This is a genomic window from Marinomonas dokdonensis, from assembly GCF_052747885.1.
Genome location: NZ_JBRAND010000006.1, coordinates 119,104 through 143,650, shown reverse-complemented (window position 1 = coordinate 143,650; position 24,547 = coordinate 119,104). Strand labels below are relative to the sequence as shown.

Below are 24,547 nucleotides of genomic sequence, written 5' to 3'. Positions count from 1 at the left end.
ATTGCTTGACGATCATAGAGGCGTTGAACCACCTGATCCCATCCCGAACTCAGAAGTGAAAAGCGCCATCGCCGATGGTAGTGTGGGAGATCCCATGTGAGAGTAGGTCGTCGTCAAGCTTTAAATTAAGAGAAGCCCCACATAGCCAACGCTGTGTGGGGTTTTTTATTGCAGACACGCATGTGAGAGCAGGTGGTCTAGCTTAAAATTAAGAGAAACCCGTTCTGCTAATGCAGAGCGGGTTTTTTCGTTCTGGGGCATTGTGGGTGGATCGGTTATGGTTTTCCATTTACTTGCGCCTGTCTCGTACCTCGACGCGTCAGCGTAAATGCAAGCCCACAACCTTCCCTAATTCTAAACAACATCCCCCAATAAATCCTGATGACCAATTGTAGGTACGCATTTATGCGGAAATGGTTCCGCAGGAACCACGATTACCGATGATGTCAGGGCTAATCTTTGAATTACATGTTGCGCTTGATTGTTATCAGTTCCACCAGCGGCTAAAGCCGCACCTACAGAATTAGCCTGTTTATTCGGAAATGGTTCCGCAGGAACCACGTTTACTGATGCTGTTTGGGTTAATCTCTGGATTACATGATTGCGCTTGATAGCCATCAATTCCGCCTTCGCCTAAAGCCGAATCTACAATGAAAATTTTCAGGCATAAACAAACGGAGCTTGTTAGCTCCGTTTTAGGTTATCCACTGGTGGGGTGAATCGGCCAGTTATTTATTTAATGTTAATAACTTAGGCACTTATCCACTTCATTTGCGGCACCCAGTACAACGGCTACGCGTTGGTGTATGGCGGTGGGTTCAATATCTAGGATGCGCTGTGTGTGGGTGTGGGCCTTGCCGCCCGCTTGCTCTAGTAGCATGGCCATTGGGTTGGCTTCGTACATTAGACGTAGTTTGCCAGGCTTGCTAGGGTCTTTTTTATCCCATGGGTAGATGAAGATACCACCACGGCAGAGGATGCGATGTACGTCGCCAACCATAGCGGCAACCCAACGCATGTTGAAGTCTTTCTCACGAGGGCCTTCTTTGCCAAGGGTTAGGTCTTTTACGTAGTTTTGCATGTTTTCAGACCAGAAGCGTTGGTTGGACATGTTGATGGCGAATTCTTTTGTCTCTGGCGCTACTTGAACATTTTCAGTGGTTAGGATGAAGCTTTGCTTCGTTGGGTCGTAGGTAAACATGTTAACGCCGTCACCTGTGGTTAACACCAACATACTAGAAGGACCATACAATACATAGCCTGCGGCTACTTGGTGTTTGCCGGCAATTAGGAAGTCTTGTTCTGTTGCAGCATGGTCGCCGGTTTGCTGGTAGATGGAAAAGATTGTACCTACCATGGCATTGATATCTATGTTGGAAGAGCCGTCTAGCGGGTCAAAGGCGATTAGGTATTCACCATCCGTATTGGCGGCAACGATATCTTCTTCTTCCTCTGAGGCGATTGCTCTAACACTAGGGCAGGCCATTAAGGCGTCTTTAAGCATGTCGTTAGAAATGACATCCAATTTCTTTTGTTCCTCTCCCTGTACGTTCTCATTACCAGCCATACCAAGGATACCGGCTAGAGAGCCTTGTTTGAGTGCATCGGAGATGGCGATACAAGTACCAGTCGTAACGGCTAAAACGCTTTTCAAAGAGTCTGGTGCAGAGCTTTGTGCGAGCACTTGAGAGAGGTTTTGCATGGTATGGCATGTCCTTATTATTTGATTAATTTAAAAATATTATGCCACCCCTTAATCTGGGTGTCAGCCAAGGGAGCTAAATGATGATAAATAAATAGGGGAAAGGCTTATTTTCAGCTAATCTTGCTGAATTGCGTGACTGAGGAAACATGATGTCAGAATTTGTCGTTTATCACTTGGAATTAGATGGTTTAGGTGGTGCTAAGGAGCTAAAGGCTACAGATCTTCCGAAGGTGCTGCCTGAGCAAGGTAGCCGTTGGGTACATTTGGATGGTTTAGAAGCCGAGGGCGAAGCTTGGTTGTCTGAGTTAGAAGGTGTACCTGAGACCGTTGTTGAAGCGCTATTCGCGGAAGAGACTCGTCCTCGTACGGTGAAGATGGGCAAGGGCTTGTTAGTGAATTTAAGAGGGGTGAATTTAAACCCTAATTCTAATCCGTCTGATATGGTGTCTTTGCGCTTTTGGGTGACGCCTCATTTTATTGTTTCGACTCGTCGCCGCCGCTTGTTGTCAGTTCAAGATGTGGTGCGTGACTTATCTAAAGGGGAAGGGCCTACGAATACGGCAGACATTGTCGCAACTCTGGCGGAAACACTAACCGCACGTATGGCGGGGGTGATTCATTCTTTAGAGGATGAGCTTGGAGATCTGGAAGAAAGTGTCAGCGAAGGCATTGAGGCGAATCAGCGAGACTCTTTGGTGAAGCGCCGTTTGGAGACCATTCGTTTACGGCGCTTTCTTGTGCCGCAAAAGGAAGCGATTCATAAATTATCTATGGAAGCGGGAAGTTGGATGTCGGGGGATCAAGTCATTCAAATCCAAGAGGCGGCCAACGATATTACCCGTTATGTTGAGGGCCTTGAGTCTCTGCGTGAACGTTGTTTGTTGATACAAGAAGAGTTTGTAAACCTACATTCAGAGAAGATGAACGCACGTATGTACGTGCTCTCTATCCTGTCGGGTATCTTTATGCCATTGGGCTTTTTAACTGGGCTATTTGGTATCAATATTGGCGGTATGCCGGGAACAGATAACCCCTCTGCATTCTGGATCTTTTGTGCTGTGCTGGTGATGCTGGGGATAGGGCAGTTTGTGTTGATGCGCAAAAGTCGCTGGTTTTAATTTTAGTAGAGTAACAGGCTGCAAGATGGCCTGTTACTCTCCATAATAACCGGCTTAGCGCTTGAAGGTCTTGATGCCAGTTTTTGTCGCCAGCAACAATACATCAGCAGGGCGTTTGGCGAATAAGCCATTTGTGACCACACCGACAATGCCATCGATCTTAGTTTCTAGGGCAACTGGGTCGAGTATATCTAGGTTATAGACATCTAAAATATGGTTGCCATTGTCTGTCACGGTACCTTCTCTTAGTACAGGGTCTCCTCCCAATTTCACCAGTTCTCTTGCCACATGGCCGCGGGCCATAGGGATAATTTCCACAGGTAGGGGAAAGTCGCCTAACACTTTCACTAGTTTTGACTCGTCTGCGATACAAACAAACTCGTCACTGCAGGCGGTAACGATTTTTTCACGAGTCAGCGCTGCACCGCCGCCTTTAATAAGGCGTAGGTGCTCGTTTGACTCGTCGGCACCGTCTACATAAACACGAATACTGCTAACACTGTTTAGATCGTAAACAGGAATACCATGGCTTTTTAGACGTTCGCTAGACGCTTCTGAACTGGCAACTGTGCCATCAAAATCGTGTTTGTGTTTAGCGAGTTCATCAATGAATAAGTTGGCAGTAGAGCCTGTGCCGACACCGACAATGGTGTCGCTCTCTAGCATAGGTAGAATGTATTCCACTGCCGCTTTGGCGACGGCTTGTTTAAGTTCATCTTGAGTCATGGTTATGGGTGGCCTTTATTATGTTTGTAATGGTGAGACAGTCACTCTGATGGTGGGGCTATTATAGACCGATCAAATGTTGATTGTTAGCCGTGCAAAGGTAAGAAAATCTCCCTATAAAGGCTTTATCTTCGGCTTTATGGCATCTCTCTTTGATTGATAAAAGCCGAGAGGGTATATTTCATGTTCGGTTTTTTTATACTGGCTTTTAGGCGTCCATTACCGAGGTTTTGTCGTCCAAAAGTCGCGATATACTTTTAGGAAATACTATGCCCCATACCATAATCAAAAAAATTCTACAGGCGCGCGTTTATGACGTGGCGGTAGAAACACCACTGTCTCGTGCCAATCAGTTATCTAACCGATTCGGCAATGAGATTATTTTGAAGCGAGAAGATTTACAGCCCGTATTCTCCTTCAAAATTCGTGGGGCATATAACAAAATTTGTCAGTTAAGTAAGGAAGAGCGTGCTCGTGGTGTCATTGCTGCCTCGGCAGGAAACCATGCTCAAGGTTTAGCACTGGCGGCGAAAAAATTAGGTATTCAAGCGACTATTGTCATGCCGGCGACCACGCCAGAGGTAAAAGTCAGTGCGGTACGTAACCACGGTGCTGAGGTGGTGCTGTTTGGTGATGCCTTCGACGAAGCTTCAGCCAAGTCCCGTGAAATCATGGAACAAACCGGTCAGGTGTACGTTCACCCATTTGATGATCTGGATACCATTGCTGGACAAGGCACTATAGGCATGGAAATTCTCCGCCAGCATAAGGGTGACATAGATGCTGTCTTTGTGCCTGTGGGCGGCGGTGGCTTAATTGCAGGCGTGGCGGCATACATCAAATACCTACGCCCAGATATTAAAGTGATTGGTGTAGAACCTGCAGATGCGGCCTGTTTAAAAATTGCCTTAGAAAAAGGTGAGCCAACTCGTTTGGCGCAGGTGGGCATTTTTGCTGAAGGTGTTGCAGTGGCTGAAATTGGTCAAAACACCTTCCGCATCGCGAAAGACACGGTAGACGAAGTCATCACGGTTTCGACCGATGAAATGTGTGCAGCCATTAAAGACATTTACGATGATACTCGTGCCATCACTGAGCCTGCGGGGGCTTGTGCTTTGGCGGGCTTAAAGAAATACATTGAACGTGAAGGTGTGCAAGGCCAAACCTTGGTGGCGATCAACAGTGGCGCGAATGTTAATTTTGACCGCTTACGCCATGTGTCTGAGCGTGCTGAGTTAGGTGAGAAGCGTGAAGCGATTATCGCTGTGCAAATTCCTGAGTCGCCTGGTAGCTTCCGTGATTTCTGCCAAGCGCTAGAAGGACGCAGTATTACTGAGTTTAATTATCGCTATGGTGATGATCAGAAAGCCGTCATTTTTGTGGGTGTGCAACTTGGCGGAAGCCCGAACAGTCGCCAAGATTTGCTCAATGATATGAGCAGCTATGCAATTACCGATTTAACCGATGATGAGACGGCTAAAGTTCATGTACGCCATATGATTGGTGGGCATTTACGCAGTGACAAAGGTGAGTTGCTCTACAGCTTTGAATTCCCTGAACGACCAGGAGCTTTGCTGAAGTTTCTAAATACCTTGGGAGGGCAATGGAATATCTCCATGTTCCATTATCGCAACCATGGTGATGCCTATGGTCGTGTGCTGGTTGGGTTGCAGGCGGTGGGTGAAGAAACCGATGTAACGCGCTACTTGGATGAATTGGGCTATCCTTATCAAGATGAAAACAACAACGCTGCTTGTAAACTGTTTTTCGGCTAAACACTTGGCTGCTGAGTTTCGCTAAATAACCTAAAATCGGTTATCATGGCGACAATTTAAGCGCTTTCATATCAACCCGCTGTCTAGCATCTAGAGGGCGGGTTGTGTGATTCTGAATCCGCACAAAGCGTGTGCATAAAATCGATCATTAAAGGTTTTTCGTGAATATTCAAACTCTACTTAATCAACGTGTTCAAGCCGCTATGGTGGCTGCTGGCGCTCCTGAAACTGCTCCTGCCGTTGTTCGTCAGTCTGCCAAAGTGCAGTTTGGTGATTACCAAGCGAATGGTGTAATGGGCGTTGCCAAGCAGCTAAAGACTAACCCACGAGAGTTAGCCACCAAGGTGCTTGAGCATTTGGATCTATCGGACTTGGCTGAGAAAGTAGAAATTGCCGGTCCTGGTTTTATTAATATATTTCTTAAAGACACTTGGTTAGGTAGTGAAATAAAAGCTTTGCGCAGTAGTGAGCGTTTACATATTGAAGAAGTGGCGGCACCTGAAACCGTTGTTGTTGACTACTCGTCGCCTAACCTTGCGAAAGAAATGCACGTGGGTCACCTACGCTCAACCGTGATCGGTGATGCCGTTGTGCGTACCTTAGAGTTTCTTGGTCATAGTGTGGTACGTCAGAACCATGTGGGAGACTGGGGCACGCAGTTTGGTATGTTGTTGGCTTATATGGAACGACTGCGTGCTGAGCAGACTGAAATCAGCATGGCTCTGTCGGATTTAGAAACCTTCTATCGTGCCGCGAAAACTTGCTTTGATGATGACGCTGAATTTGCCGTACGTGCTCGTGAGCTTGTGGTAGCGCTGCAGTCTGGTGATGAAGAATGTTTGGCCCTGTGGGATGAGTTTATTAATATTTCTTTAACCCACTGTGAAGAAACCTATCAAATGCTAGGCGTTTCTTTAGAGCGTCAACATGTGATGCCAGAAAGTGCCTACAACGATGATCTACAAAATGTTGTGACTGAGCTCGAAGAGCAAGGTCTATTGCAAGAGTCTGCTGGTGCTAAGTGTGTCTTTATGGAAGAATTTGCCAATAAAGACGGTGAAATTACTCCAGTGATCGTACAAAAAACCGGTGGCGGTTTCTTATATGCCACCACGGATTTGGCGGCAGTACGCTTCCGTCAGCATACGCTTGGTGCGGACCGCGTGTTGTACTTTGTGGATGCTCGCCAATCTCTGCATTTCCAACAAATCTTCACCCTATCTCGCAAAGCGGGCTTTGTGAAAGAACAAACCATGCTTGAGCACATGCCGTTTGGCACCGTGATGGGCAGTGATGGTAAGCCGTTTAAAACCCGTTCTGGTGGGGTGGCGAAACTCTCTGACCTGCTGACCGAAGCACAGCAACGGGCTTACACACTGGTTGCAGAGAAGAACCCAGACATGAGTGAAGAAGAGCTTCGCAACATAGGTCGTGTTGTGGGGATCGCCTCGGTTAAGTACGCAGATCTTTCGAAAAACCGCACCAGTGATTATGTTTTCAACTGGGACAGCATGCTGAGCTTTGAAGGCAACACAGCGCCATATTTGCTGTATGCCTATTCACGAGTAGCCAGTATTGCTAAACGTGCTGGAATCGATGTGAGCGCTCTTGAAAGCGGGGTTAATATCAACACTGAACAAGAGCGTGCTTTGGCGGTGAAACTTTGTCAGTTTGAAGAAGCTGTTCAATCTGTTGCTAATGATGGTATGCCGCACTTCTTGTGTGCCTACTTGTATGAATTGGCGGGTACTTTCATGACTTTCTATGAAGCTTGCCCAATTCTAAATGCCGAAGATGACATCAAAAATAGCCGTTTGCAGTTGGCGTTGAATACCGCTTCTACTTTGCAGTTAGGTTTGTCATTGCTTGGTATCGAAACGCTAGAGCGTATGTAAGTACTCGCTCATCATATTCTATCAAACGCCGCGACCGGATCTTCCCAAGCGGCGTTTTTATTGCTTAATGGAATGGGACATTAGATGAAAATTTATATCGCTTATACTGGGGGCACTATTGGCATGACCCCATCGGAACATGGGCTTGCACCGGATGCTCAATTTGCAGACCAGTTGATGCAAAAGCTTGCGGCTGCCGATGACCTTAACCATGACTTTGTCATCAAGAGCTATGAGACACTCATCGACTCCTCTAACGCAACGCCTCAAGACTGGATGATGATTGCCCAAGACATTGAAAACCAGTGGCAGGACTTTGATGCTTTTATCGTTCTGCATGGTACGGACACTATGGCCTATACCGCAGCGGCGCTGTCTCATATGTTTGAGGCCAGCACTAAGCCCATCCTAGTGACAGGCTCGCAAGTACCATTGTACAAAGTGCGCAGTGATGCCATGAATAATGTCCTAGGGGCGATTTCTGCCTGTGAGCATCAATCTCCAGGCGTGTTTTTATATTTTGCGGATCGTCTTATTGAAGGGGATAGAGCCCATAAAGCACATACCAGCGATTGGCGTGCTTTTAGCTCTCCAAACTTAGCTGAATATGGACGCTTGGGGATCGACTGGCAGTGGCGTGACGTATCACCCGCGAAGTCTGAGCAAGCTATGCGTATTCGTATTCCTCACATGGAAGCTGGAGCAGTCACCATACTGCCGGTATTCCCAGGTGCGCAAGCTGAACACTGGCAAGGACTACTGAATGACAATGTTAAAGGCGCTGTCTTGCTAAGCTACGGAGCGGGCAACGCCCCTGACAAAGACCAAGCCTTATTAGCGATGTTGAAAGAGGCGACAGACCGTGGTGTGGCTATCGTTAATGTTAGCCAGTGTGGTGCAGGTAGTGTAGTCGCGGGCGCTTATGCGGCAGGTTCTGCACTGGTGCAAGCAGGCGTGATCTCTGGTCAAGACCTTACCTACGAAGCGGCATTTGTTAAATTACACTTCTTAATTGGCTTGGGCATGAACCACTCGGCCATTCGTGACATTTTCGAGGCTTAAGGCCTCGTAGAGGATAGGGACATCCATGGCAATTTTATGCGTTTTACTCGTGGTGATTTGGTCGACGGGGTTTATTGTCGGTAAGCTAATTGTTGGCTTAATGGACCCCAACATTTTTTTAAGTATTCGCTTTTTCTTTGCCGGATTACTCTTTCTCGCGTTTGCCTACTGGCAAGGCCGTGCTTTCCCCAAATGGGCAGATATACCCAAGCATATGCTGGCCGGTGTGCTGATGAACAGTGTCTATTTAGGCTTATCCTATTTGGCTATCTCCAAAGGCTTACCCGCTGGGGTGATGGCTTTGATCGGTACATTACAACCTGTGCTAGTGGCTATTTTGGCTTGGTCTTTAGTCAAAGAAAAAACCTCTCTGATGGGCTTGCTAGGTATGCTAATCGGGATCAGTGGCTTGATCTTGGTTATAAGCCCAGCGCTACATTTTGAACTTGGCGAACTCGGTATTAATCCAGTGACGCTAGTGCTGGCTTGTGTGGCCATATTAGCCCTGTCTTTCGGGGTGACTTATCAGAAAATGTCGATCGCTTCGGCGGATCTCATCAGTGCCATGGCTATCCAAAATTTGGCCGCTTGGCTGGTGTCGATGGGCTTTGTGTGGTTCTTAGGTGAGCGCCAGTTTGAAGTGCAGCTCGCTACCTTCCTCTTGATCATTTGGGGGGTAGTGGTATTGTCTGGTGCGGGACTGTTTTTGATGGTTTGGCTAGTGCGAAGAGTGACAGCTTCAAAGGTTTCTGTGTTGCTATTGCTAGCACCGCCTTTGGCCGCGATAGAGAGCTACTTCATCTTTAATGAGATCCTGACAAGCCTACAAATAGCAGGCTTTGTGGTGACCATCTTTGGTGTGTATATCAGCCAAGTGAAAGGTAAGGCTTAGGGCATTAACTATTATGACTTGCTATTATATCTGCTTAAGTGGAAATGAAATTATAAGGGTGTGAGTTAACAATCTATGTTTTTAGGTGTCATTAAACGGGCCATTGATAAAGTGAACACACCAAAGTTAAGGAGCTTTGCCTTAGCTAACTGGCTGCCTATTTCAGGCTTTTTTACTTTTCTTGCTATCTCTCTCTGGTTTGGCTTCACCTTTTTAGCCGATGCCATTTATTTTAATGATCCAGACCATCAGGATAATGAGCTAAAGGGCTGGATGACGCCTAAATACGTTGAGCTTTCGTATGAGCTTCCTAGGCCTATCGTGCTGGAAGCTTTAGGTTTGCCAGAGAAGCCAGGTTCTAGAGTAAGGATGGGAAAGATTGCTTCTTCACAAGGAATATCCTTAGAAGTGCTGACAGAGAGAGTTCGATTAGCGGCAGCTGATTATCGACAAAACCAAGAAGAGCAAAATAAGGATGAGACATGACTGAATATGTTCTCGCTCTTGTGCCAGAGTATGGTCTGTATTTGATTTTTATCGTTGTCATGATGGCATGTCTAGGTATACCTCTGCCTTCCGCTATATTAGTGCTGACATCTGGTAGTTTAGCGGCTGCTGAGGATCTGAATATTTGGCAAGTTTTTGCTGTGACTTTTCTGGCTTTCTCTCTAGGTGATCAGCTTTCCTTTAATGTGGCTCGATGGGCTGGCCCTTCGCTATTAGTAAGAATGCAAAAAATTAACAGGCTATCATTATTGATCGTTAAAAGTGAGCATATGTTAGATAAACACGGAGCATTAGCGATTGTATTAAGTCGAACCATATTTAGCCCTGTGGGTCCTTACATCGCCTATGTTAGTGGTGCAGTGAGAATGAGTTGGCCTGTTTTCTCCTCTTCTTCTGTAATGGGGGCTTTTTTATGGACGACCGCCTATACATTGATGGGTTACTTTTTAGCAACTGATTTACCACAAGTATCCAATTTAGTGGTCAGCGCTATAGTAGTGAGTGTTTCGGCTATTGGTGCTATCTTTTGTGGGATTTGGTTAATGCTGGCGTGGAAGAAGTTTGAGTCACCTGATGGCAGTACAAGTTAACTTCGTAAAACTGTGTGAAAAATATATTTTCAATAAGGGTTTTTAATTAAATTCTATTAACAGGCTTCATTAGGAAGTGACCCTTTAATGTTTAAACTGCTTAAGCTTGGCTTCAAAACGATCAAGCTGTGTGCCAAAGCGTTCTAGTTCATCTACATGGTGATCAAACTCTACCTTGCTCGGCAGCAGTTGGCTGTTGCTTTGTAAATGACTCACTAGCTGAATTCTGGCTTTGGTAGAGCATTCTTTGCTCCATTCCCATTGGGTTCTTAATAGTCTTGCCAAACTAGCGGCGGCTAAATCGCCAATGTGATCGGCGAGCAACCCTTCCCAATCAAATTCAAAGTTCTCCATCACCTTGTGCAAAGTCATCAAGGCTTGGGCATTACCTTGAATGCGTAAATCACCGTCAAAGAAGCCATCACCTTCAAGTAGTTTGCGATAAGCAGAGCTTGGGCCTTGAACGAGGGTATCAAGTTTCGGATCCAACTCTACTTCGTCCATGCTATTGGGTTTATGCAGCATGACGCCTTCTTCTAAAAGGTGAATTTGCAAGATGAAGGAGAAATCCTCAATGTACAGAAACACCTGTTGTCCTGCGAGTTTTGCAAGGCGCTGTTGCGATGGGGCATCTTGTTTTAAAGCAAGATTAATCGCATTTTCCATGGCGCTGATGGCGGACAAACTCAGTGATCCCATAAATTACTTTCCCCAGTGAGATGGTAGTGAGCTGCGAATCACAGCTGATGGATTTGGATGGTCGAAGTTTCCCGCTTCTGGCCTTCCTTTTCAAGTCGATCTAGGTACATTTGCCACAGTTCATCATGGTTTTTACCAATATTGTAAAGGTACTCCCATGAATACAGGCCAGTATCATGTCCGTCATCGAAGCTAATTTTGATCGCGTAATTGCCCGCCCCTTCAATGTTCTGAATAGCAACGTGCTTTTTTCCGTATTGCAAAATAGGCATCTGACGGCCGTGGCCTCTCACTTCTGCTGAAGGAGAATGCACGCGCAGGTATTCGGCACTGAGTCGAAATTGCTGGCCGTCGGCAAACGTCAGCGCCAACTCACGAGATTGCTTGTGATAGTGAATTTTAGTGGGCGCTGGGCTTGTCATCATGGATTCCTACATCAATAAGGCGTTAAAGAATGTACTGGCTAAGGTCTTCGTTTTCGGCAACCTCACCAAGCTGTTCATTAACATAGGCTGCGGTAATGTCCACCACCTGTTCATCAGGCATGTCACTGGCCGAATAAGAGACTTCTTCCAACAGTCGTTCCAATACCGTATGAAGGCGACGGGCACCGATGTTTTCGGTACGTTCGTTCACCTGAAAGGCAATTTCTGCAATGCGCTGAATGCCTTCATCGGTGAAGTTTAAGTGGATGTTCTCTGTTTTCGCTAAGGCCACATATTGCTTAGTCAAAGACGCGCTTGGCTCTACCAGAATACGTTTGAAGTCTTCCACTGTGAGAGCGTCAAGCTCCACACGAATAGGTAAACGACCTTGTAATTCAGGAATCAGGTCCGACGGCTTAGATAAGTGGAAGGCACCTGAGGCGATAAACAAGATGTGATCTGTCTTGATCATGCCGTATTTGGTCGTAACGGTGCAGCCTTCTACTAAAGGTAATAGGTCACGCTGAACACCTTCACGAGACACTTCACCACTAGAGCGTTCAGAGCTTTTCGCGACTTTATCTATTTCATCAAGGAAGACGATACCATTTTGCTCGACCGCTTCCACGGCGCGGGCTTTTAGTTCATCTTCATTGATCAGCTTAGCGGCTTCCTCATCACGGACTTGGCGCATGGCTTCTTTCACTTTTAGCTTGCGCTTTTTCGTTTTGTTCGAGCCAAAGCTTGAGAACATGTTTTGCAACTGGCTTGTCATTTCTTCCATACCAGGAGGCGTCATGATCTCAACCCCGACAGGGGCATCCGCGACTTCAATGTCGATGTCTTTGTCGTCTAGCTTACCTTCGCGCAGTTTCTTACGGAAAGTTTGGCGTGTGCTGTTGTCTTCGAGTTCTGGGTCACCACCGCGAGCAGGTGGCAATAGTACGTCTAGAATACGATCCTCTGCGGCATCTTCTGCTTTATGGCGAAGCTTTTCAGTCTCTTGCTCGCGCAGCATTTTAATAGCCATTTCAACAAGATCGCGAATAATAGACTCTACATCACGGCCCACGTAGCCTACTTCGGTGAATTTCGTGGCTTCAATTTTAATGAATGGCGCGTTGGCAAGTTTGGCTAAGCGGCGGGCGATTTCCGTTTTACCCACACCGGTTGGGCCTATCATTAGGATGTTTTTGGGGGTGACTTCGGCACGCATGTTTTCAGGCAATTGCATGCGACGCCAGCGATTACGTAGGGCGATAGCAACGGCGCGCTTGGCTTTTTGTTGGCCAATAATATGATTGTCTAGGGCGTTAACCGTCTCTCTTGGGGTCATGCTACTCATATTGGTTCTCTTAATCTTGTGAGTGATAGTGTCTTATTGGTGTAACCATAGTTTAGGGAATGGGTTAGACAGATTTGTCTTCCAGTTGGCCATCAATGGTAATTTCTTCAACCGTTAAACTATGGTTGGTAAAGACACAAATGTCGGCGGCAATGTTTAGGCTTTTTTCGACAATTTCTTTGGCACTAAGGTCGGTGTTATCGATCAGTGCGCGGGCTGCCGCCTCGGCATAATTGCCACCAGAACCAATGGCGAGCGCGCCGTGTTGTGGTTCTACTACATCACCCGTACCGGTAATGATTAAGGTGCTTTCTTTGTTGGCAACAATCAGCATGGCTTCTAGCTTGCGCAGTGCTCGGTCAGAACGCCAGTCTTTCGCCAAATCTACTGCGGCGCGTACTAGCTGACCTTGATGCTTTTCAAGCTGACCTTCAAAACGCTCGAATAAAGTGAAAGCATCAGCGGTGCCACCCGCGAATCCAGCAATGACTTCACCTCGGTACAAACGACGCACCTTGCGAGCATTACCTTTCATTACGGTGTTGCCTAGTGAAACTTGTCCATCGCCGCCTACAACGACTTGGTTACCTTTACGTACTGTAAGAATCGTGGTCATGGTCTACTCCAATTTCGATTCTAATAAAGTGGGGATGCTTAATGTGGTTTTCAAGGTGGGTGAAGTGACAGAGCTTAGCAAGTAAGGTCTGTCACCTTTATAGACGAGGTTATTCTTCTTTGTTGATCTTGTAGGAGTAGGAGGAGATATCCATCGCCACCAACTTATCTTCTGCTCGGTTCATTTTCGAGCGAGATTCATAAGGCCCTAGAATGACTCGGAACCAAGGGCGATTGTCTTTGCCAGAGGTTTCGCGAATGCTGGTTTCCACTAAGCCGGAAAGGATCAGTTTGGCTCTTAAGCGATCCGCATCACTAGAGTTACGAAATGACGCCGCTTGGATCATGTAGTAAAAATCTTGCTCGCCACGAGGAGTAGATTGGTAGGCATCTACATGGCTGGTGTCCACTTCGCTGTCTTGCAAAATTTGGTAGAACTCGAAGTTGTCTTTCTTCGGTGTCACTTTCTTTTCGACCGGCTTAGTGACCGTCGGTTTTGGGGTAACAACGGGTTTTGCTTTGATCACCGTTGGCGCAGGTTTCGGTGGTTCCACTTGGCTCAATTGCATTAGGCCATAGACAAAGGCAACCAAAATGGCAGGGATAAGTAACCATAACCACCAAGGAGTCTTTTTACGCTTAGGAGGCGGCGTACGACGAGTCGCGCCCTTGCGAGGTCGGCTCGTTTTCTTGGTGGCAATTTGCATGAAATTAAACATATTTTAGGCTTAGTAAAAAACTGTGCTTATTATGCTTGCTTGGTCAGTAAGTTTCCAGTGGATCTACATCAATCGCGAAACGAATTCGGCTTTGTTTGGTGGAATGTTCTAACCATTGGCTAATCAGGGCTGTAGCGTGATGCAGAGCACCGCGATGATGTGCTTTTAAGGACACCAAAGCACGGTGTTGGCCGGCTTTGCGCACAATGATGGCAGAGTAAGGTCCCACCAACAAAACCTCTGGTGCAAATTGATGTTCAAGCTCCAATCGCATGGTTTGTAGCAGCTGCATGGCTTCTTGCTCGTTGCCCGACTCAGCGCGCACAATGACCTGATGATAAAAGGGCGGTAGCGCTAAGGATTTACGTTCAGCTAAACCATCAATTGCAAAATGTTCGTAGCCAAGATTACACAGGCATTCAATGGCCTGATGGTCAGGGTGGTAGGTTTGAAGTAACACATGGCCTGGCTTTTTGGCGCGACCGGCACGACCTGCCACCTGAGTAATTAGCTGGGCCGTTCGTTCCATGCCACGAAAATCTGCTGAAAACAGCCCTGCGTCTGCATCCATAATGATCACTAGGGTCACGTTCGGGAAGTGATGTCCCTTAGCGAGCATTTGCGTACCAATAAGAATGGCTTGGTCATGCTGGAGGATTTGCTGAGTGAGATGAGCCATGGCTGATTTACGCTGAGTACTGTCCCTGTCGACCCGCAAGATTGGTGTGTCTTTAAAGAGACCTTGTAGCTGGCTTTCAATTTGTTCCGTTCCTTCCCCTACGGTGAAGAGCTCATCACTGGCACATTCAGGGCAGGTATGAAGTAACGCTTTCTGAGTATCACAGTGGTGACAATGCAGCTTATTGGCGCGTTTGTGTACGGTGAGGTTTACATCGCAATGATCACAAGCCGCGATCCAGCCACATTGATGGCACATAAGGGTTGGAGCATAGCCACGACGATTCAAAAACACCAAGACTTGCTCTTTGCGTTCTAAACAGTCTTTCATCGCGATGAGTGCGCGTTCGCTGAAACCGTTGATGAGGCTTTGGCCTCTCAGGTCGACTCGCTCCATTTTGCTGACATTGGCATTGCCTGCTCTTTTGCGCAGCTTTAGCCATGAAAAGCGTTTTTGTAAGGCGTTGGCAAGGCTTTCATAGGAAGGTGTTGCCGAGGCCAATAACACGGGAATATTGAGGTTTTGAGCACGCTTTATGGCTAAATCTCGGGCATGGTAACGAAAGCCTTCATGCTGTTTGTAAGAGTTGTCGTGCTCTTCATCTATGATGATCATGCCAAGATTAGGGGCTGGAATAAAAGTAGAAGAACGCGTACCAATAATGACCTTGGCGTGACCATTTTGAGCCAGTAGCCAAGCATCTAGGCGTTCTCTGTCCGTCATGTTTGAATGCATCAGCACGATATCGGTATTAAAACGGCTTTCAAAGCGCTTAAGGGTTTGTGGCGTCAGGCCAATTTCAGGCACCATCACCAGAATTTGTTTGCCTTCGTCAATTAAGTGGGCCATGACTTGTAGAAAGACTTCGGTCTTACCACTCCCTGTGATGCCATCTAGTAAGCTCACCCCAAATTCATGCCTGCGCTCTAGTAAGGCTTGAGTCGCACTGGCTTGTTCAGGGTTCAAAATGGGTGGTACTTGTGTCTGGTGGGTGTGCTTCTCGCCACTTTTATTAAATGAACGCTGCTCGCGGCGCAGTAAGCCTTTTTGTTCGAGACTCTTGCCTGCTGAAACGGCCAAGTCCAACACTGACATGGCGTGCTGGCTTAAACCGTTAGGGTGTTGTTGTACGGCTTTCAAAAAGTCTTGTTGGCGAGGCGCACGTTTTAGTGAATCAATGGAAAGGGCTTGTCCTTCCGGGGTTGTAAACCACCAGTTTTCGGTGCGAAATTCTGGGCTCTCTCCCTTTCTTAACAGCACTGGCAAAGCATGAAAAATGACATCTCCGATAGGGTGGTGATAGTAACGCGCCGCCCATTCACACAACTGCATAAGTTCTGGGCTGATGACGGCCTCTTCGTCGTGCAATGAGGTAAGCGGCTTAACTTGGGCTTCGTCCCAATCGCTGATGTCACTTAGTGCAACAATAACCCCTAAACGACTACTTTTTCCAAAAGGCACTTTGACCCGCATACCGGGTTTTAAGGCATGGCGAAGAGCCAGTGCTTTTGGCACGCGATAGTCAAATAAAGTGCGCATGGGTACTGGCAGTGCCACTTTAATGTATGGGTGAGGAGTGAGCAGCGTCTCTTGCATGCGTAAGTTGTGAGCCCTTTCAGATAACTTTTCAGACAAATTTAATAATGGGTTAAGTGTACGCCAGACTGGCGGGTGTGGGCGAGCGGCTTTTTATATCAAAAAAAGGTTGCCGAATACTGGATTCATCCCTAGAATACGCGGTTCTTGGAACCACTGTACAATGTCTGTACAGATAATCGTGCGGTGCTTGGCGCGGCGAAAGCCCATATAGATCGACCAAGTGGCGGCACACCAACTATGAAGGTAAATATTATGCAAAAAGATATCCACCCAGATTACGCAGCGATTTCTGCAACTTGTACTTGCGGAAACACTTTGAGCCTAAACTCGACTGTAGGTAAAGACATGCACATCGACGTATGTAGCCAATGTCACCCTTTCTACACAGGCCAACAAAAAATGTTGGACACTGGTGGTCGTGTTGATCGTTTCAACAAACGTTTCGGAGCTCGTCGTACTACCAAGTAATTGGTATATTGACTATGAACTCTATAAAAAAGCGCCAAGTTTTCTTGGCGCTTTTTTTGTTTTTGTCCTTCGCAAAATCATTTGCTGATGGGCTGTGTATCGCCCAAGGTGCGGTGGAAAAAGCCTATATAGAGCGTATCGTTGATGGAGATACTCTTCATTTACAGGACGGTCGCAAGGTCAGGTTGGTGGGTATTGATACCCCAGAGCTAGATTATGAAACCGGTCGCCACCAAGCCTACGCCCTAGAAGCCAAAGCTTATTTAAGTCGCCTACTGGATGGCTATGTGTATCTACAGCAAGCCAAAGACTCCCAAGATAGATACGGACGCCATTTATACTACCTATTCGACAAGCATCGTATTTCCTTAACAAGTCAGTTACTATCCGAAGGGTTAGGATATCGTATTGCCGTTCCCCCCAATCTGGCTTATCAAGCGTGTTTTGTGGAAGCTGAGCAGTTTGCAAAGACAACCCATAAAGGTCTTTGGCAAGTGCTTAAACCCTGGCATGGTGAGGCAGGTTTCTCCCTAGCGAAATTTACGGTGACTTCTGTAAGTCGTAACCGTGGCGGCTGGTGGCTAGAGACAAAAGATGGCCCAGTGATTAATTTGCCTAACAGTGGGATGGACTATTGGTCGCCCCAAAAGGTGTTTTATTTACAGGGAAAAAGGGTGGAAGCACGAGGCTGGCAGTATCAGCGAAAGTATCGATCCTCACAGCCCCGTTGGGTTTTAATTGTGCGTCATCCGTTGGACTTGATTGAAATTCAAGACTGATTGAAGATTCCTATTGATTTACGCTTTAAAGCCCCTTGGTAATAGACTATTCTGACAAAACAAAACTATAAGGTATCAACCGTAGGGCATGAGCTCAGCGGTCAGTTACCAATTTTGGACGATAAAATTAATTACAACACCAAAAAGACGGAAACATCAAAATGGCAGAAGATATAAAGCAAGCGGCATTGGATTACCATGAACATCCAGTACCAGGCAAACTAAGTGTCACGATCACCAAACCAACAGCTACTGCTCGTGACCTTTCACTCGCTTATAGCCCAGGTGTGGCTGAGCCTTGTCGCGAAATTGCAAAAGATCCTGAGAATGCGTATCGCTATACAGGTAAAGGGAATTTAGTAGCGGTTATTTCTGATGGTTCTGCCATTTTAGGCCTAGGTAATCTTGGTCCTCTAGCCAGTAAGCCAGTGATGGAAGGTAAAGGCTTATTGTTTAAGCGTTTTGCTGGCATCAACTCTGTTGACGTTGAAGTGGAGTCGGAAAGCCCACAAGCATTTATTGACACTGTTGCACGTATCGCCAACACCTATGGTGGTATTAACCTAGAAGATATCAAAGCACCTGAGTGTTTTGAAATCGAACGTCAGTTGATCGAACGCTGTAATATCCCAGTGTTCCATGATGACCAACACGGTACGGCAATTGTAACGGCGGCAGGTCTTTTGAACGCTCTTGAGTTGCAAGGCAAAGATCTCGAAACAGCGAAAATTGTTTGTCTAGGTGCTGGTGCTGCAGCCACAGCTTGTATGAAGCTGATTATTGCTTGTGGCGCTAAGCCAGAGAATATTTATGTGTTAGACCGTAAAGGTGTGATTCATTCTGGCCGTGATGACCTAAACCAGTTCAAAACTATGTTCGCGATTGAAACGGATAAGCGCACTCTAGACGATGCGATTGAGGGTGCTGACGTATTTATTGGTGTATCTGGCCCTGATCTGTTCTCTGCTGAGCAGCTAAGCAAAATGGCGCCAAACCCAGTAGTATTCGCTTGTTCGAACCCAGACCCAGAAATTAGCCCAGAATTGGCTCATCAAACACGCGATGATCTTATCATGGCAACAGGTCGTTCTGATTACCCTAATCAGGTAAACAACGTATTAGGCTTCCCATTCATTTTCCGTGGTGCGCTTGATGTGCGTGCGACTAAAATCAATGAGGAAATGAAAGTGGCTGCAGTGCATGCACTGAAAGGTCTAGCCAAAGAAGCAGCTCCTGCTGATGTGGTAGCAGCCTACGGCGGTTCTGCATTAAGCTTTGGCAAAGACTACATCTTGCCGAAACCGATGGATGCCCGTTTGTTGAACGTTGTTTCAGCTGCGGTTGCCAAAGCGGCGGTAGACTCAGGTGTTGCTATGCTACCTTATCCAGACTTTTACCCATTAGAAAATCTTGATCAATTTGGTGGCTAATCCCTAAAGAATTATCGAGATAAAAAAAGGTGCTATTTACAAAAATAGCACCTTTTTTATGGTCTGTAGCTTGGTAGAACGTGGAGAGTGGACTAGAACAAGTTTTCTAATACACTGGTTTCTTTCTCTTCTTCTTGGGCTTCGTCTAGGTTGTTTAGATCCAGCGCCGGAGCAGAAATTGTGCGTTGCGCGGGCACATGGGCTTTACGGAAAATCTCAAAAATAGCATCGGATTGCCCCGGTAACGCTCGTTGGCCGGTTTTGGGATCAATACGCACAGTGACCAGTGACGAGGGCTTGCTCACGTAAGCGGGTGCTTGCCCCTCTAAGGCATAGCGCATGTAGTCTATCCATACTGGTAAAGAGACTGAGCCCCCCCATTCACCACGACCAAGGGGAGAGGAGTTATCAAAGCCACTCCACACCGAGGTCACGATTTCGCCGTTAAAGCCAGAGAACCAAGCATCACGACCATCATTGGTGGTACCGGTTTTGCCTGCAATGTCATCTCGTTTTAGCACTCGCGCTCTACGCCCGGTACCGTATTTAATAACATCGCGCATCATGTCATAGATGATGTAGTCAATCTCGCCATCCAGTACTTGCGGTGCCACGGGAAGATCAAGAATACCTTCTGGTGTGCTGAATAAACCTGTTTGGCGCTCTTCGTCGGGCGCTTGCTCTAATAGGGTGCAAGTGCGGCAAACCGTGACAGGCGATGCATCAAACAGGCTTTCGCCGTTTCTGTCCTCAACACGAGCAATGAGATAAGGCTGTACTTGGTAACCGCCATTGGAAAATACCGCGTAGCCAGTGGCGATTTGCAAAGGTGATAAGTTCGCACTCCCTAGGGATAACGACAGGTTATGTGGCAATTCATCTGGGTCGAAACCGAAGCGACGCAAAAACTCTAACGTCGGGCGCACACCGAGTTCATCTAGTAGTCGCACCGAGACCACGTTCTGAGAGCGATAAAGCGCTTGGCGCAAACGTGTCGGACCGTAGAATCTTCCGCCATCATTGGTTGGTCGCCAGGCAGTGGCAAGATTTGAGTCATTAAATACCACAGGCGCATCATTAATGATGCTGGCCGCGGTATAACCGCTATTAAGGGCGCTGGCATAAACAAACGGCTTGAAGTTAGAGCCCGGCTGGCGTTTCGATTGAGTGATGCGGTTAAATTTATTCTCATAGTAGTTAAAGCCACCCACTAAAGCTTGGATCGCACCATTGCTGCTATTGAGTGAAATAAGAGCACTTTGTACTTCCGGCTTCTGGGTTAATACCCAACCTAAGGTGTCATCTGGGCGTAAGCGAATGATATCGCCGGGAACAAGGATGTCGGCCACAGTTTTTGGACTAGGGCCTTGGCTGTCTTCATTAATGTAAGGCTTCGCCCATTTCATTGCGTCCCACGCCAACTGTACTTGTTCACCATTTTCCAAACGCACATCGGCGCTCAGCTCTTCGGTAGCGAGCACTAGGGCGTTTTGCCAATCTTGAAAGCCTTCAAACTTCGATAGTTCGCTTTGCTGCTCTTCAGGGCTGGCGCTTAAAAGGTCGGTACGGGTATCAAGAGAGCCTCGGTAACCATGGCGTGTGTCATAGTTTAATACCCCTTGAAAAACTGCTTCGTTGGCCGCTTCCTGACGACCCGAGTCTATAGTGGTATAGACGGTCATACCCGTATTGTAGAGGTCGTTACCAAAGGTTTTATACAGTTCTGAACGAACCATCTCGGCTACATAGCCGGCTTCAATGTCTGGCGCGACGCCGTAGTTCTTGGCAGTGATAGGGGACTCAACGGCTGTTTGGTAGGCTTCTTTGTCTATCATGCCTAAAGACAGCATGCGTTGCAGAATCCAGTTGCGTCGGATCAATGCTCTCGATGGGTTCACGATAGGGTTATAGAGCGAAGGGGCTTTGGGCAAACCTGCGATCATCGCCAGTTGGGCGAGGTCGAGTTCACCAAGACTTTTGCCGTAATAGACTTGGGCAGCGGCTTCGAAACCGTAGGCACGTTTACCCAAATAAATCTTATTGATGTAGAGCTCTAAAATTTCATGCTTGCTTAGCTCTTGTTCCATCTTTAAAGAGATGAATATCTCAGTAAATTTACGCGTAAACGTTTGTTCAAAAGATAAAAAGTAGTTTCGAGCCACCTGCATGGTAATGGTACTACCACCACTTTGGATTTTACCACTGGTGACAAGCTGCATAGCCGCTCGGCCCAAACCTAAAATATCAACTCCAGGGTGATGGTAAAAATTTGTATCTTCCGCGGCTAAAATAGCAAATTCAAGATTAGGTGGAATGTCATCGTAACGGATTGGGGTACGGCGTTGCTCACCAAATTCCCCTATCAGTTTGTTATCGGCCGTGTAGATACGTAATGGGATACGCAGCTCAATATCCTTCAGTTCTTCAACTGTTGGAATGCGATCTTTTACGCTGTAGTAAATTGCGTAGGTAATGCCAGCCGCTGAAATGGCTCCGAACAAACCTAGGAAAAATAAAATTTTGAAAACCTTAGACATATACTTCCAACTAACCGAGGAAAAAATAAAGCCACATTATACCTAAGTTGCGAAGATCTGGGTGGCTTAACTTTGTAGCGAAACGTTAGCTTGCTTAACTCACTAATGGCGCCTAAATTTAACCTAATACGATACTTCAAGGATGAAGCATTATGTTAACGCCACTCTATTGTGTCGCGCTGTACAGCTCAACGCAATGTCTTATTCACCCAAAGAATTTTAATTTCGAAGGTGCCCTAGAAACTCAGGAATCAGACCTTCAAATACCCTCGGATGAACAGCTAAAAGCCCTGCAGGCTAGGTGTTTAACAGATAGTGGTAAAGCTAAGAAAGCCTTAAAGAAACGCCTTATTGTGTTGGTGCCCGATCATTGGCTTACGGTCATTGATCATAAAATAGAAAAGCTACCCAAGGATGTTGCACCTCTGGCGGCACTGAGTATTGCGGCAGAAAATATATTCGTCCCACCTGATCAGATTAGTTTTGCCTACCGACAACAAAAACACCCAGAAAAAGGTAATTTCTTAAAGGTCTTTGCCTGCCCTACCCGTTGGTGTGAATTACTTTGCGAGCCATTCAGGGGGTACTCTCAATCCGTATGGCTTATGTCCTACTGGCAATATCAACAAGCGGTGAAATCAGCTACCCCTTGGCGTTGGTTTCATCGCTTTAAGCTCGTCCCTTATAACCCCGAACTAGAAAAGCGGCGGCAGCTAAAAGTAAAGCTCTATTGCTTGCTGGGGCTAAGTTTGGTGCTGCATTTGCTCGGCTGGATTGGACTGAATTGGATAACGCCTGTTCAAGTTGTTACAACGTCGAATATTCAGGAAACACAAGCGGAGATAGCACCCCCTGCCAATAACATGCAGCAATTGGCCTCTTTTGTCGTCTTTGCTCAACACCTGCCCCAAGCAATGCGTTTACAGACATTTGAAGCCGACTCTCAGTACGCCTACCTCAAATTAACGGCGCCTCTTGCTCGTTTACAGGCGTTAATAAAAACCAAAGCAGCAGAGTTCCCCCAATGGGAGTGGGGGATGGAGCTTCTGCATAGCCACCCTCCGGCTTATCCGAATCAGCAGGAGGTCGTCGATGCAAAAATTACCGTTAAGCTCATTCCGTAGTTTTGCCTACCAGCATTTTAGTTGGTTGATGCTTGTCTTGTTGCTCTTACTACAAGCACTGATCTGGCAACCCATCTTGAGTGCCCAATGGACGGATGTACAAGCACAAGAAAGAAAACAAAAGTTACAGATAGCTTTGCAACATAAAGCACAGAATATCGACGCCAAATTAGCGGCTCACCCTCTGCAAGAATATACGTGGCTCATGAGCGACTTCCAGCCTGATTCAAGGCGCTGGCGGCTAAGTGGAACGGCTTCTTTAGACAATTGGCAGCTGGCCTTGGATGGGGCTCATGAGGTTGCATCACTGGTTTTGCTATCTGTGGTTTGGCAACGCAGAGACGGTGATGAATGGTACGCAGACTTTTTGTATCAGCTTGTCTCTACTGAGTTAGCGGCTTCTGAGCTTGAGGTTTTGCCAAAAGCTCGATTGCAAACTAGAGAACCTTTTACGCAAAACTCTTGGCAGCTTATCAGTACTTTAGCTGTCTCTGGAAAGGCGATGGGGCTGTTGCGTTCCTCTGCACAAAACTATTGGGTCACTAAGGGAACTTGGTTACCAGAAGTTGGTGTGTTTGTTGAAGCTGTTAGTGCTCAACAAGTGACCCTAGTCGATCACAATGGTCAGCGGCTTAGGCTTAACGTACTGAATAGGGAGTCCGAAAAATGATAAGGAAGTGTCGGCAGTACTGGGTGGTGGTTTGGTTGAGTCTGCCAGCAAGTGGGTTCAGTATGGATGTGTTTTTTGAGTCAAAACCTTTGCAAGAGGTCTTGCCTTGGTTGGCCGTACAGATGCAAGAAAATCTCGTGATGAGTCCTGACATCGACAGTGTGCAAACCCTATCGATAAAGGATGCCAGTTGGGAGCAGATCATGACCGCGGTTGCCTCACAGGGGAATCTTGATTTGAGTTGGCAAGAGGGAGTGGCGGTTTTACGAGCGAAATCTGCCCTTGCTGGTCAGCAGGAAAAGCAGTGTTTGCATTCCTATTGGACACTCAAGCACGCCAAAGCAGAAATCACTGGCAAACATCTAAAGGCGCTTTATCCTAATGTGCTTTTCATTGTGGATCACAGAACCAACTCTATTGTTATTAAGTCTTGTGAGTCTGAGCTCGGCTTTAAGTCGGTGATTGATTGGCTTGATACCCCATTACGGCAAGTAGAAATCAGCGCGCAAATCGCACAGGTGAGTACCTCAGCCCAATCGCAGTTTGGCGTGAACTGGCAGGCGCGTTTATCAAAAGGTGTTTCTTCGACCCTAGGTGGAGCGGTGGAGCTTGGCGCTTTAATTCCTTCTACGAGTCTTTCTTTAGCAAACTCTGGTACGGCTGGCTTGCTGTCTTTCACCTTGGATATGCTAGAGAGTGAAGGCATGGCTAAGGTAATCTCCAAACCGAAAATTGTTACCGCGGAGGGCCAAACGGCCTACATAGAGTCGGGCACGGAAGTGCCTTATCAAACAGCCATAGGGGATAACGTGAATGTTGAGTTCCGTCAGGCAACGCTAAAACTGCAAGTGACGCCTATGGTAAAGGAGGGAGAGCGTATTTTATTGGCTTTGACTATCCATCAAGACTCGGTAGGGGATTTGATTAATGGTGTACCGAGTTTAAAAACGAACCGGCTGCAAACTCAGGTCGAAGTGAATAATCAGGAAACCTTGGTGCTAGGGGGGATTTTTCGTGAAGAGTATTTTGAAAGCGAAAGTCGTGTGCCTTTCTTCAGTGACATACCAATCTTAGGGGAACTCTTTAAAAAGACCCTAGAACAGCAAGAAAAGGTTGAATTACTTGTATTTATTACGCCAAAACTGCTACAAATGACAGCTAACTAGTTAACAACCGCAATTCGCCTAA

23 protein-coding genes and 1 rRNA gene are annotated in these 24,547 nt (G+C 46.8%); 14 read left to right on the top strand and 10 right to left on the bottom strand.

Features of this window, described 5'->3' with window-relative positions; all coding sequences use genetic code 11:
• Positions 1-4 precede the first annotated feature (4 nt).
• Positions 5-119: ribosomal RNA gene (gene rrf, locus ACUM5Y_RS14615) — 5S ribosomal RNA — on the top strand.
• Between the two features lie 235 nt (positions 120-354).
• Here the strand turns inward: rrf and ACUM5Y_RS14610 are convergent.
• Entirely contained in the window at positions 355-618 is a 264-nt protein-coding gene (locus ACUM5Y_RS14610) for a hypothetical protein (protein ID WP_445977625.1), read from the bottom strand.
• 124 nt (positions 619-742) lie between these two features.
• The gene (locus ACUM5Y_RS14605) at positions 743-1,702 is read right to left on the bottom strand and encodes a class 1 fructose-bisphosphatase (protein WP_445977624.1); all 960 of its coding nucleotides are present in this window, start codon (positions 1,700-1,702) and stop codon (positions 743-745) included.
• Between the two features lie 152 nt (positions 1,703-1,854).
• Here ACUM5Y_RS14605 and ACUM5Y_RS14600 point away from each other — a divergent pair, with 152 nt between their 5' ends.
• The gene (locus tag ACUM5Y_RS14600; protein WP_445977623.1) at positions 1,855-2,823 is read left to right on the top strand and encodes a zinc transporter ZntB; all 969 of its coding nucleotides are present in this window, start codon (positions 1,855-1,857) and stop codon (positions 2,821-2,823) included.
• Between the two features lie 54 nt (positions 2,824-2,877).
• Here ACUM5Y_RS14600 and rpiA read toward each other — a convergent pair whose 3' ends face one another.
• Positions 2,878-3,549 carry a ribose-5-phosphate isomerase RpiA gene (gene rpiA, locus ACUM5Y_RS14595; RefSeq protein ID WP_445977622.1) on the bottom strand — a complete coding sequence of 224 codons (672 nt, stop codon included), beginning with the start codon at positions 3,547-3,549 and terminating at the stop codon, positions 2,878-2,880.
• Between the two features lie 269 nt (positions 3,550-3,818).
• Between rpiA and ilvA the strand changes: the two genes are divergently transcribed.
• From ilvA to ACUM5Y_RS14565, 6 genes are all read left to right on the top strand, one after another.
• Positions 3,819-5,324 carry a threonine ammonia-lyase, biosynthetic gene (gene ilvA / locus ACUM5Y_RS14590; RefSeq protein ID WP_445977621.1) on the top strand — a complete coding sequence of 502 codons (1,506 nt, stop codon included), beginning with the start codon at positions 3,819-3,821 and terminating at the stop codon, positions 5,322-5,324.
• Between the two features lie 161 nt (positions 5,325-5,485).
• Positions 5,486-7,219, top strand: a complete 1,734-nt coding sequence (gene argS / locus ACUM5Y_RS14585) for an arginine--tRNA ligase (RefSeq protein WP_445977620.1) — start codon at positions 5,486-5,488, stop codon at positions 7,217-7,219.
• An 84-nt stretch (positions 7,220-7,303) separates the two neighbouring features.
• Positions 7,304-8,281 carry an asparaginase domain-containing protein gene (locus tag ACUM5Y_RS14580; protein WP_445977619.1) on the top strand — a complete coding sequence of 326 codons (978 nt, stop codon included), beginning with the start codon at positions 7,304-7,306 and terminating at the stop codon, positions 8,279-8,281.
• A gap of 25 nt (positions 8,282-8,306) precedes the next feature.
• Positions 8,307-9,173, top strand: a complete 867-nt coding sequence (locus tag ACUM5Y_RS14575) for a DMT family transporter (RefSeq protein ID WP_445977618.1) — start codon at positions 8,307-8,309, stop codon at positions 9,171-9,173.
• A 75-nt stretch (positions 9,174-9,248) separates the two neighbouring features.
• Positions 9,249-9,659 (top strand): hypothetical protein, encoded by a 411-nt coding sequence (locus tag ACUM5Y_RS14570; protein ID WP_445977617.1) that lies wholly within the window; start codon positions 9,249-9,251, stop codon positions 9,657-9,659.
• A complete protein-coding gene (locus ACUM5Y_RS14565; protein ID WP_445977616.1) occupies positions 9,656-10,270 on the top strand; it encodes a DedA family protein in 615 nt (204 codons plus the stop codon). Before ACUM5Y_RS14570 ends, ACUM5Y_RS14565 begins: the two co-directional genes overlap by 4 nt.
• Before the next feature lie 84 nt (positions 10,271-10,354).
• Here the strand turns inward: ACUM5Y_RS14565 and ACUM5Y_RS14560 are convergent, their stop codons facing one another.
• The 6 genes from ACUM5Y_RS14560 to ACUM5Y_RS14535 form a co-directional block, all read right to left on the bottom strand.
• Positions 10,355-10,969, bottom strand: coding sequence for a ubiquinone biosynthesis accessory factor UbiJ (locus tag ACUM5Y_RS14560; RefSeq protein WP_445977615.1), 615 nt, complete (start codon positions 10,967-10,969; stop codon positions 10,355-10,357).
• 38 nt (positions 10,970-11,007) lie between these two features.
• Positions 11,008-11,391, bottom strand: coding sequence for a gamma-butyrobetaine hydroxylase family protein (locus ACUM5Y_RS14555; RefSeq protein ID WP_445977628.1), 384 nt, complete (start codon positions 11,389-11,391; stop codon positions 11,008-11,010).
• A 25-nt stretch (positions 11,392-11,416) separates the two neighbouring features.
• The gene (gene hslU, locus ACUM5Y_RS14550; RefSeq protein ID WP_445977614.1) at positions 11,417-12,739 is read right to left on the bottom strand and encodes an ATP-dependent protease ATPase subunit HslU; all 1,323 of its coding nucleotides are present in this window, start codon (positions 12,737-12,739) and stop codon (positions 11,417-11,419) included.
• Positions 12,740-12,803: 64 nt separating this feature from the next.
• On the bottom strand, positions 12,804-13,355 hold the full coding sequence (gene hslV / locus ACUM5Y_RS14545) for an ATP-dependent protease subunit HslV (RefSeq protein WP_445977613.1): 552 nt from the start codon (positions 13,353-13,355) through the stop codon (positions 12,804-12,806).
• A 109-nt stretch (positions 13,356-13,464) separates the two neighbouring features.
• The gene (locus ACUM5Y_RS14540) at positions 13,465-14,073 is read right to left on the bottom strand and encodes an SPOR domain-containing protein (RefSeq protein WP_445977612.1); all 609 of its coding nucleotides are present in this window, start codon (positions 14,071-14,073) and stop codon (positions 13,465-13,467) included.
• 43 nt (positions 14,074-14,116) lie between these two features.
• Entirely contained in the window at positions 14,117-16,348 is a 2,232-nt protein-coding gene (locus tag ACUM5Y_RS14535; RefSeq protein WP_445977611.1) for a primosomal protein N', read from the bottom strand.
• Positions 16,349-16,603: 255 nt separating this feature from the next.
• On the opposite strand from ACUM5Y_RS14535, the gene rpmE reads away from it, so the two are divergent.
• From rpmE to ACUM5Y_RS14520, 3 genes are all read left to right on the top strand, one after another.
• Positions 16,604-16,819 carry a 50S ribosomal protein L31 gene (gene rpmE / locus ACUM5Y_RS14530; RefSeq protein ID WP_445977627.1) on the top strand — a complete coding sequence of 72 codons (216 nt, stop codon included), beginning with the start codon at positions 16,604-16,606 and terminating at the stop codon, positions 16,817-16,819.
• Positions 16,820-16,833: 14 nt separating this feature from the next.
• Positions 16,834-17,598 carry a thermonuclease family protein gene (locus tag ACUM5Y_RS14525; RefSeq protein WP_445977610.1) on the top strand — a complete coding sequence of 255 codons (765 nt, stop codon included), beginning with the start codon at positions 16,834-16,836 and terminating at the stop codon, positions 17,596-17,598.
• A 161-nt stretch (positions 17,599-17,759) separates the two neighbouring features.
• A complete protein-coding gene (locus ACUM5Y_RS14520) occupies positions 17,760-19,028 on the top strand; it encodes a malic enzyme-like NAD(P)-binding protein (RefSeq protein WP_445977609.1) in 1,269 nt (422 codons plus the stop codon).
• Positions 19,029-19,120: 92 nt separating this feature from the next.
• On the opposite strand, the gene ACUM5Y_RS14515 is transcribed toward ACUM5Y_RS14520, so the two are convergent.
• Complete coding sequence (locus ACUM5Y_RS14515) at positions 19,121-21,565, bottom strand: penicillin-binding protein 1A (protein WP_445977608.1); 2,445 nt, start codon at positions 21,563-21,565, stop codon at positions 19,121-19,123.
• A 152-nt stretch (positions 21,566-21,717) separates the two neighbouring features.
• Here ACUM5Y_RS14515 and ACUM5Y_RS14510 point away from each other — a divergent pair, with 152 nt between their 5' ends.
• The 3 genes from ACUM5Y_RS14510 to ACUM5Y_RS14500 all read left to right on the top strand — a co-directional run bounded on the left by ACUM5Y_RS14510 (position 21,718) and on the right by ACUM5Y_RS14500 (position 24,525).
• A complete protein-coding gene (locus ACUM5Y_RS14510; RefSeq protein ID WP_445977607.1) occupies positions 21,718-22,689 on the top strand; it encodes a hypothetical protein in 972 nt (323 codons plus the stop codon).
• Complete coding sequence (locus ACUM5Y_RS14505) at positions 22,658-23,359, top strand: hypothetical protein (protein ID WP_445977606.1); 702 nt, start codon at positions 22,658-22,660, stop codon at positions 23,357-23,359. The genes ACUM5Y_RS14510 and ACUM5Y_RS14505 overlap by 32 nt, the downstream gene beginning before the upstream one ends.
• Before the next feature lie 62 nt (positions 23,360-23,421).
• The gene (locus ACUM5Y_RS14500) at positions 23,422-24,525 is read left to right on the top strand and encodes a secretin GspD/PilQ domain-containing protein (protein WP_445977605.1); all 1,104 of its coding nucleotides are present in this window, start codon (positions 23,422-23,424) and stop codon (positions 24,523-24,525) included.
• Positions 24,526-24,547 lie beyond the last annotated feature (22 nt).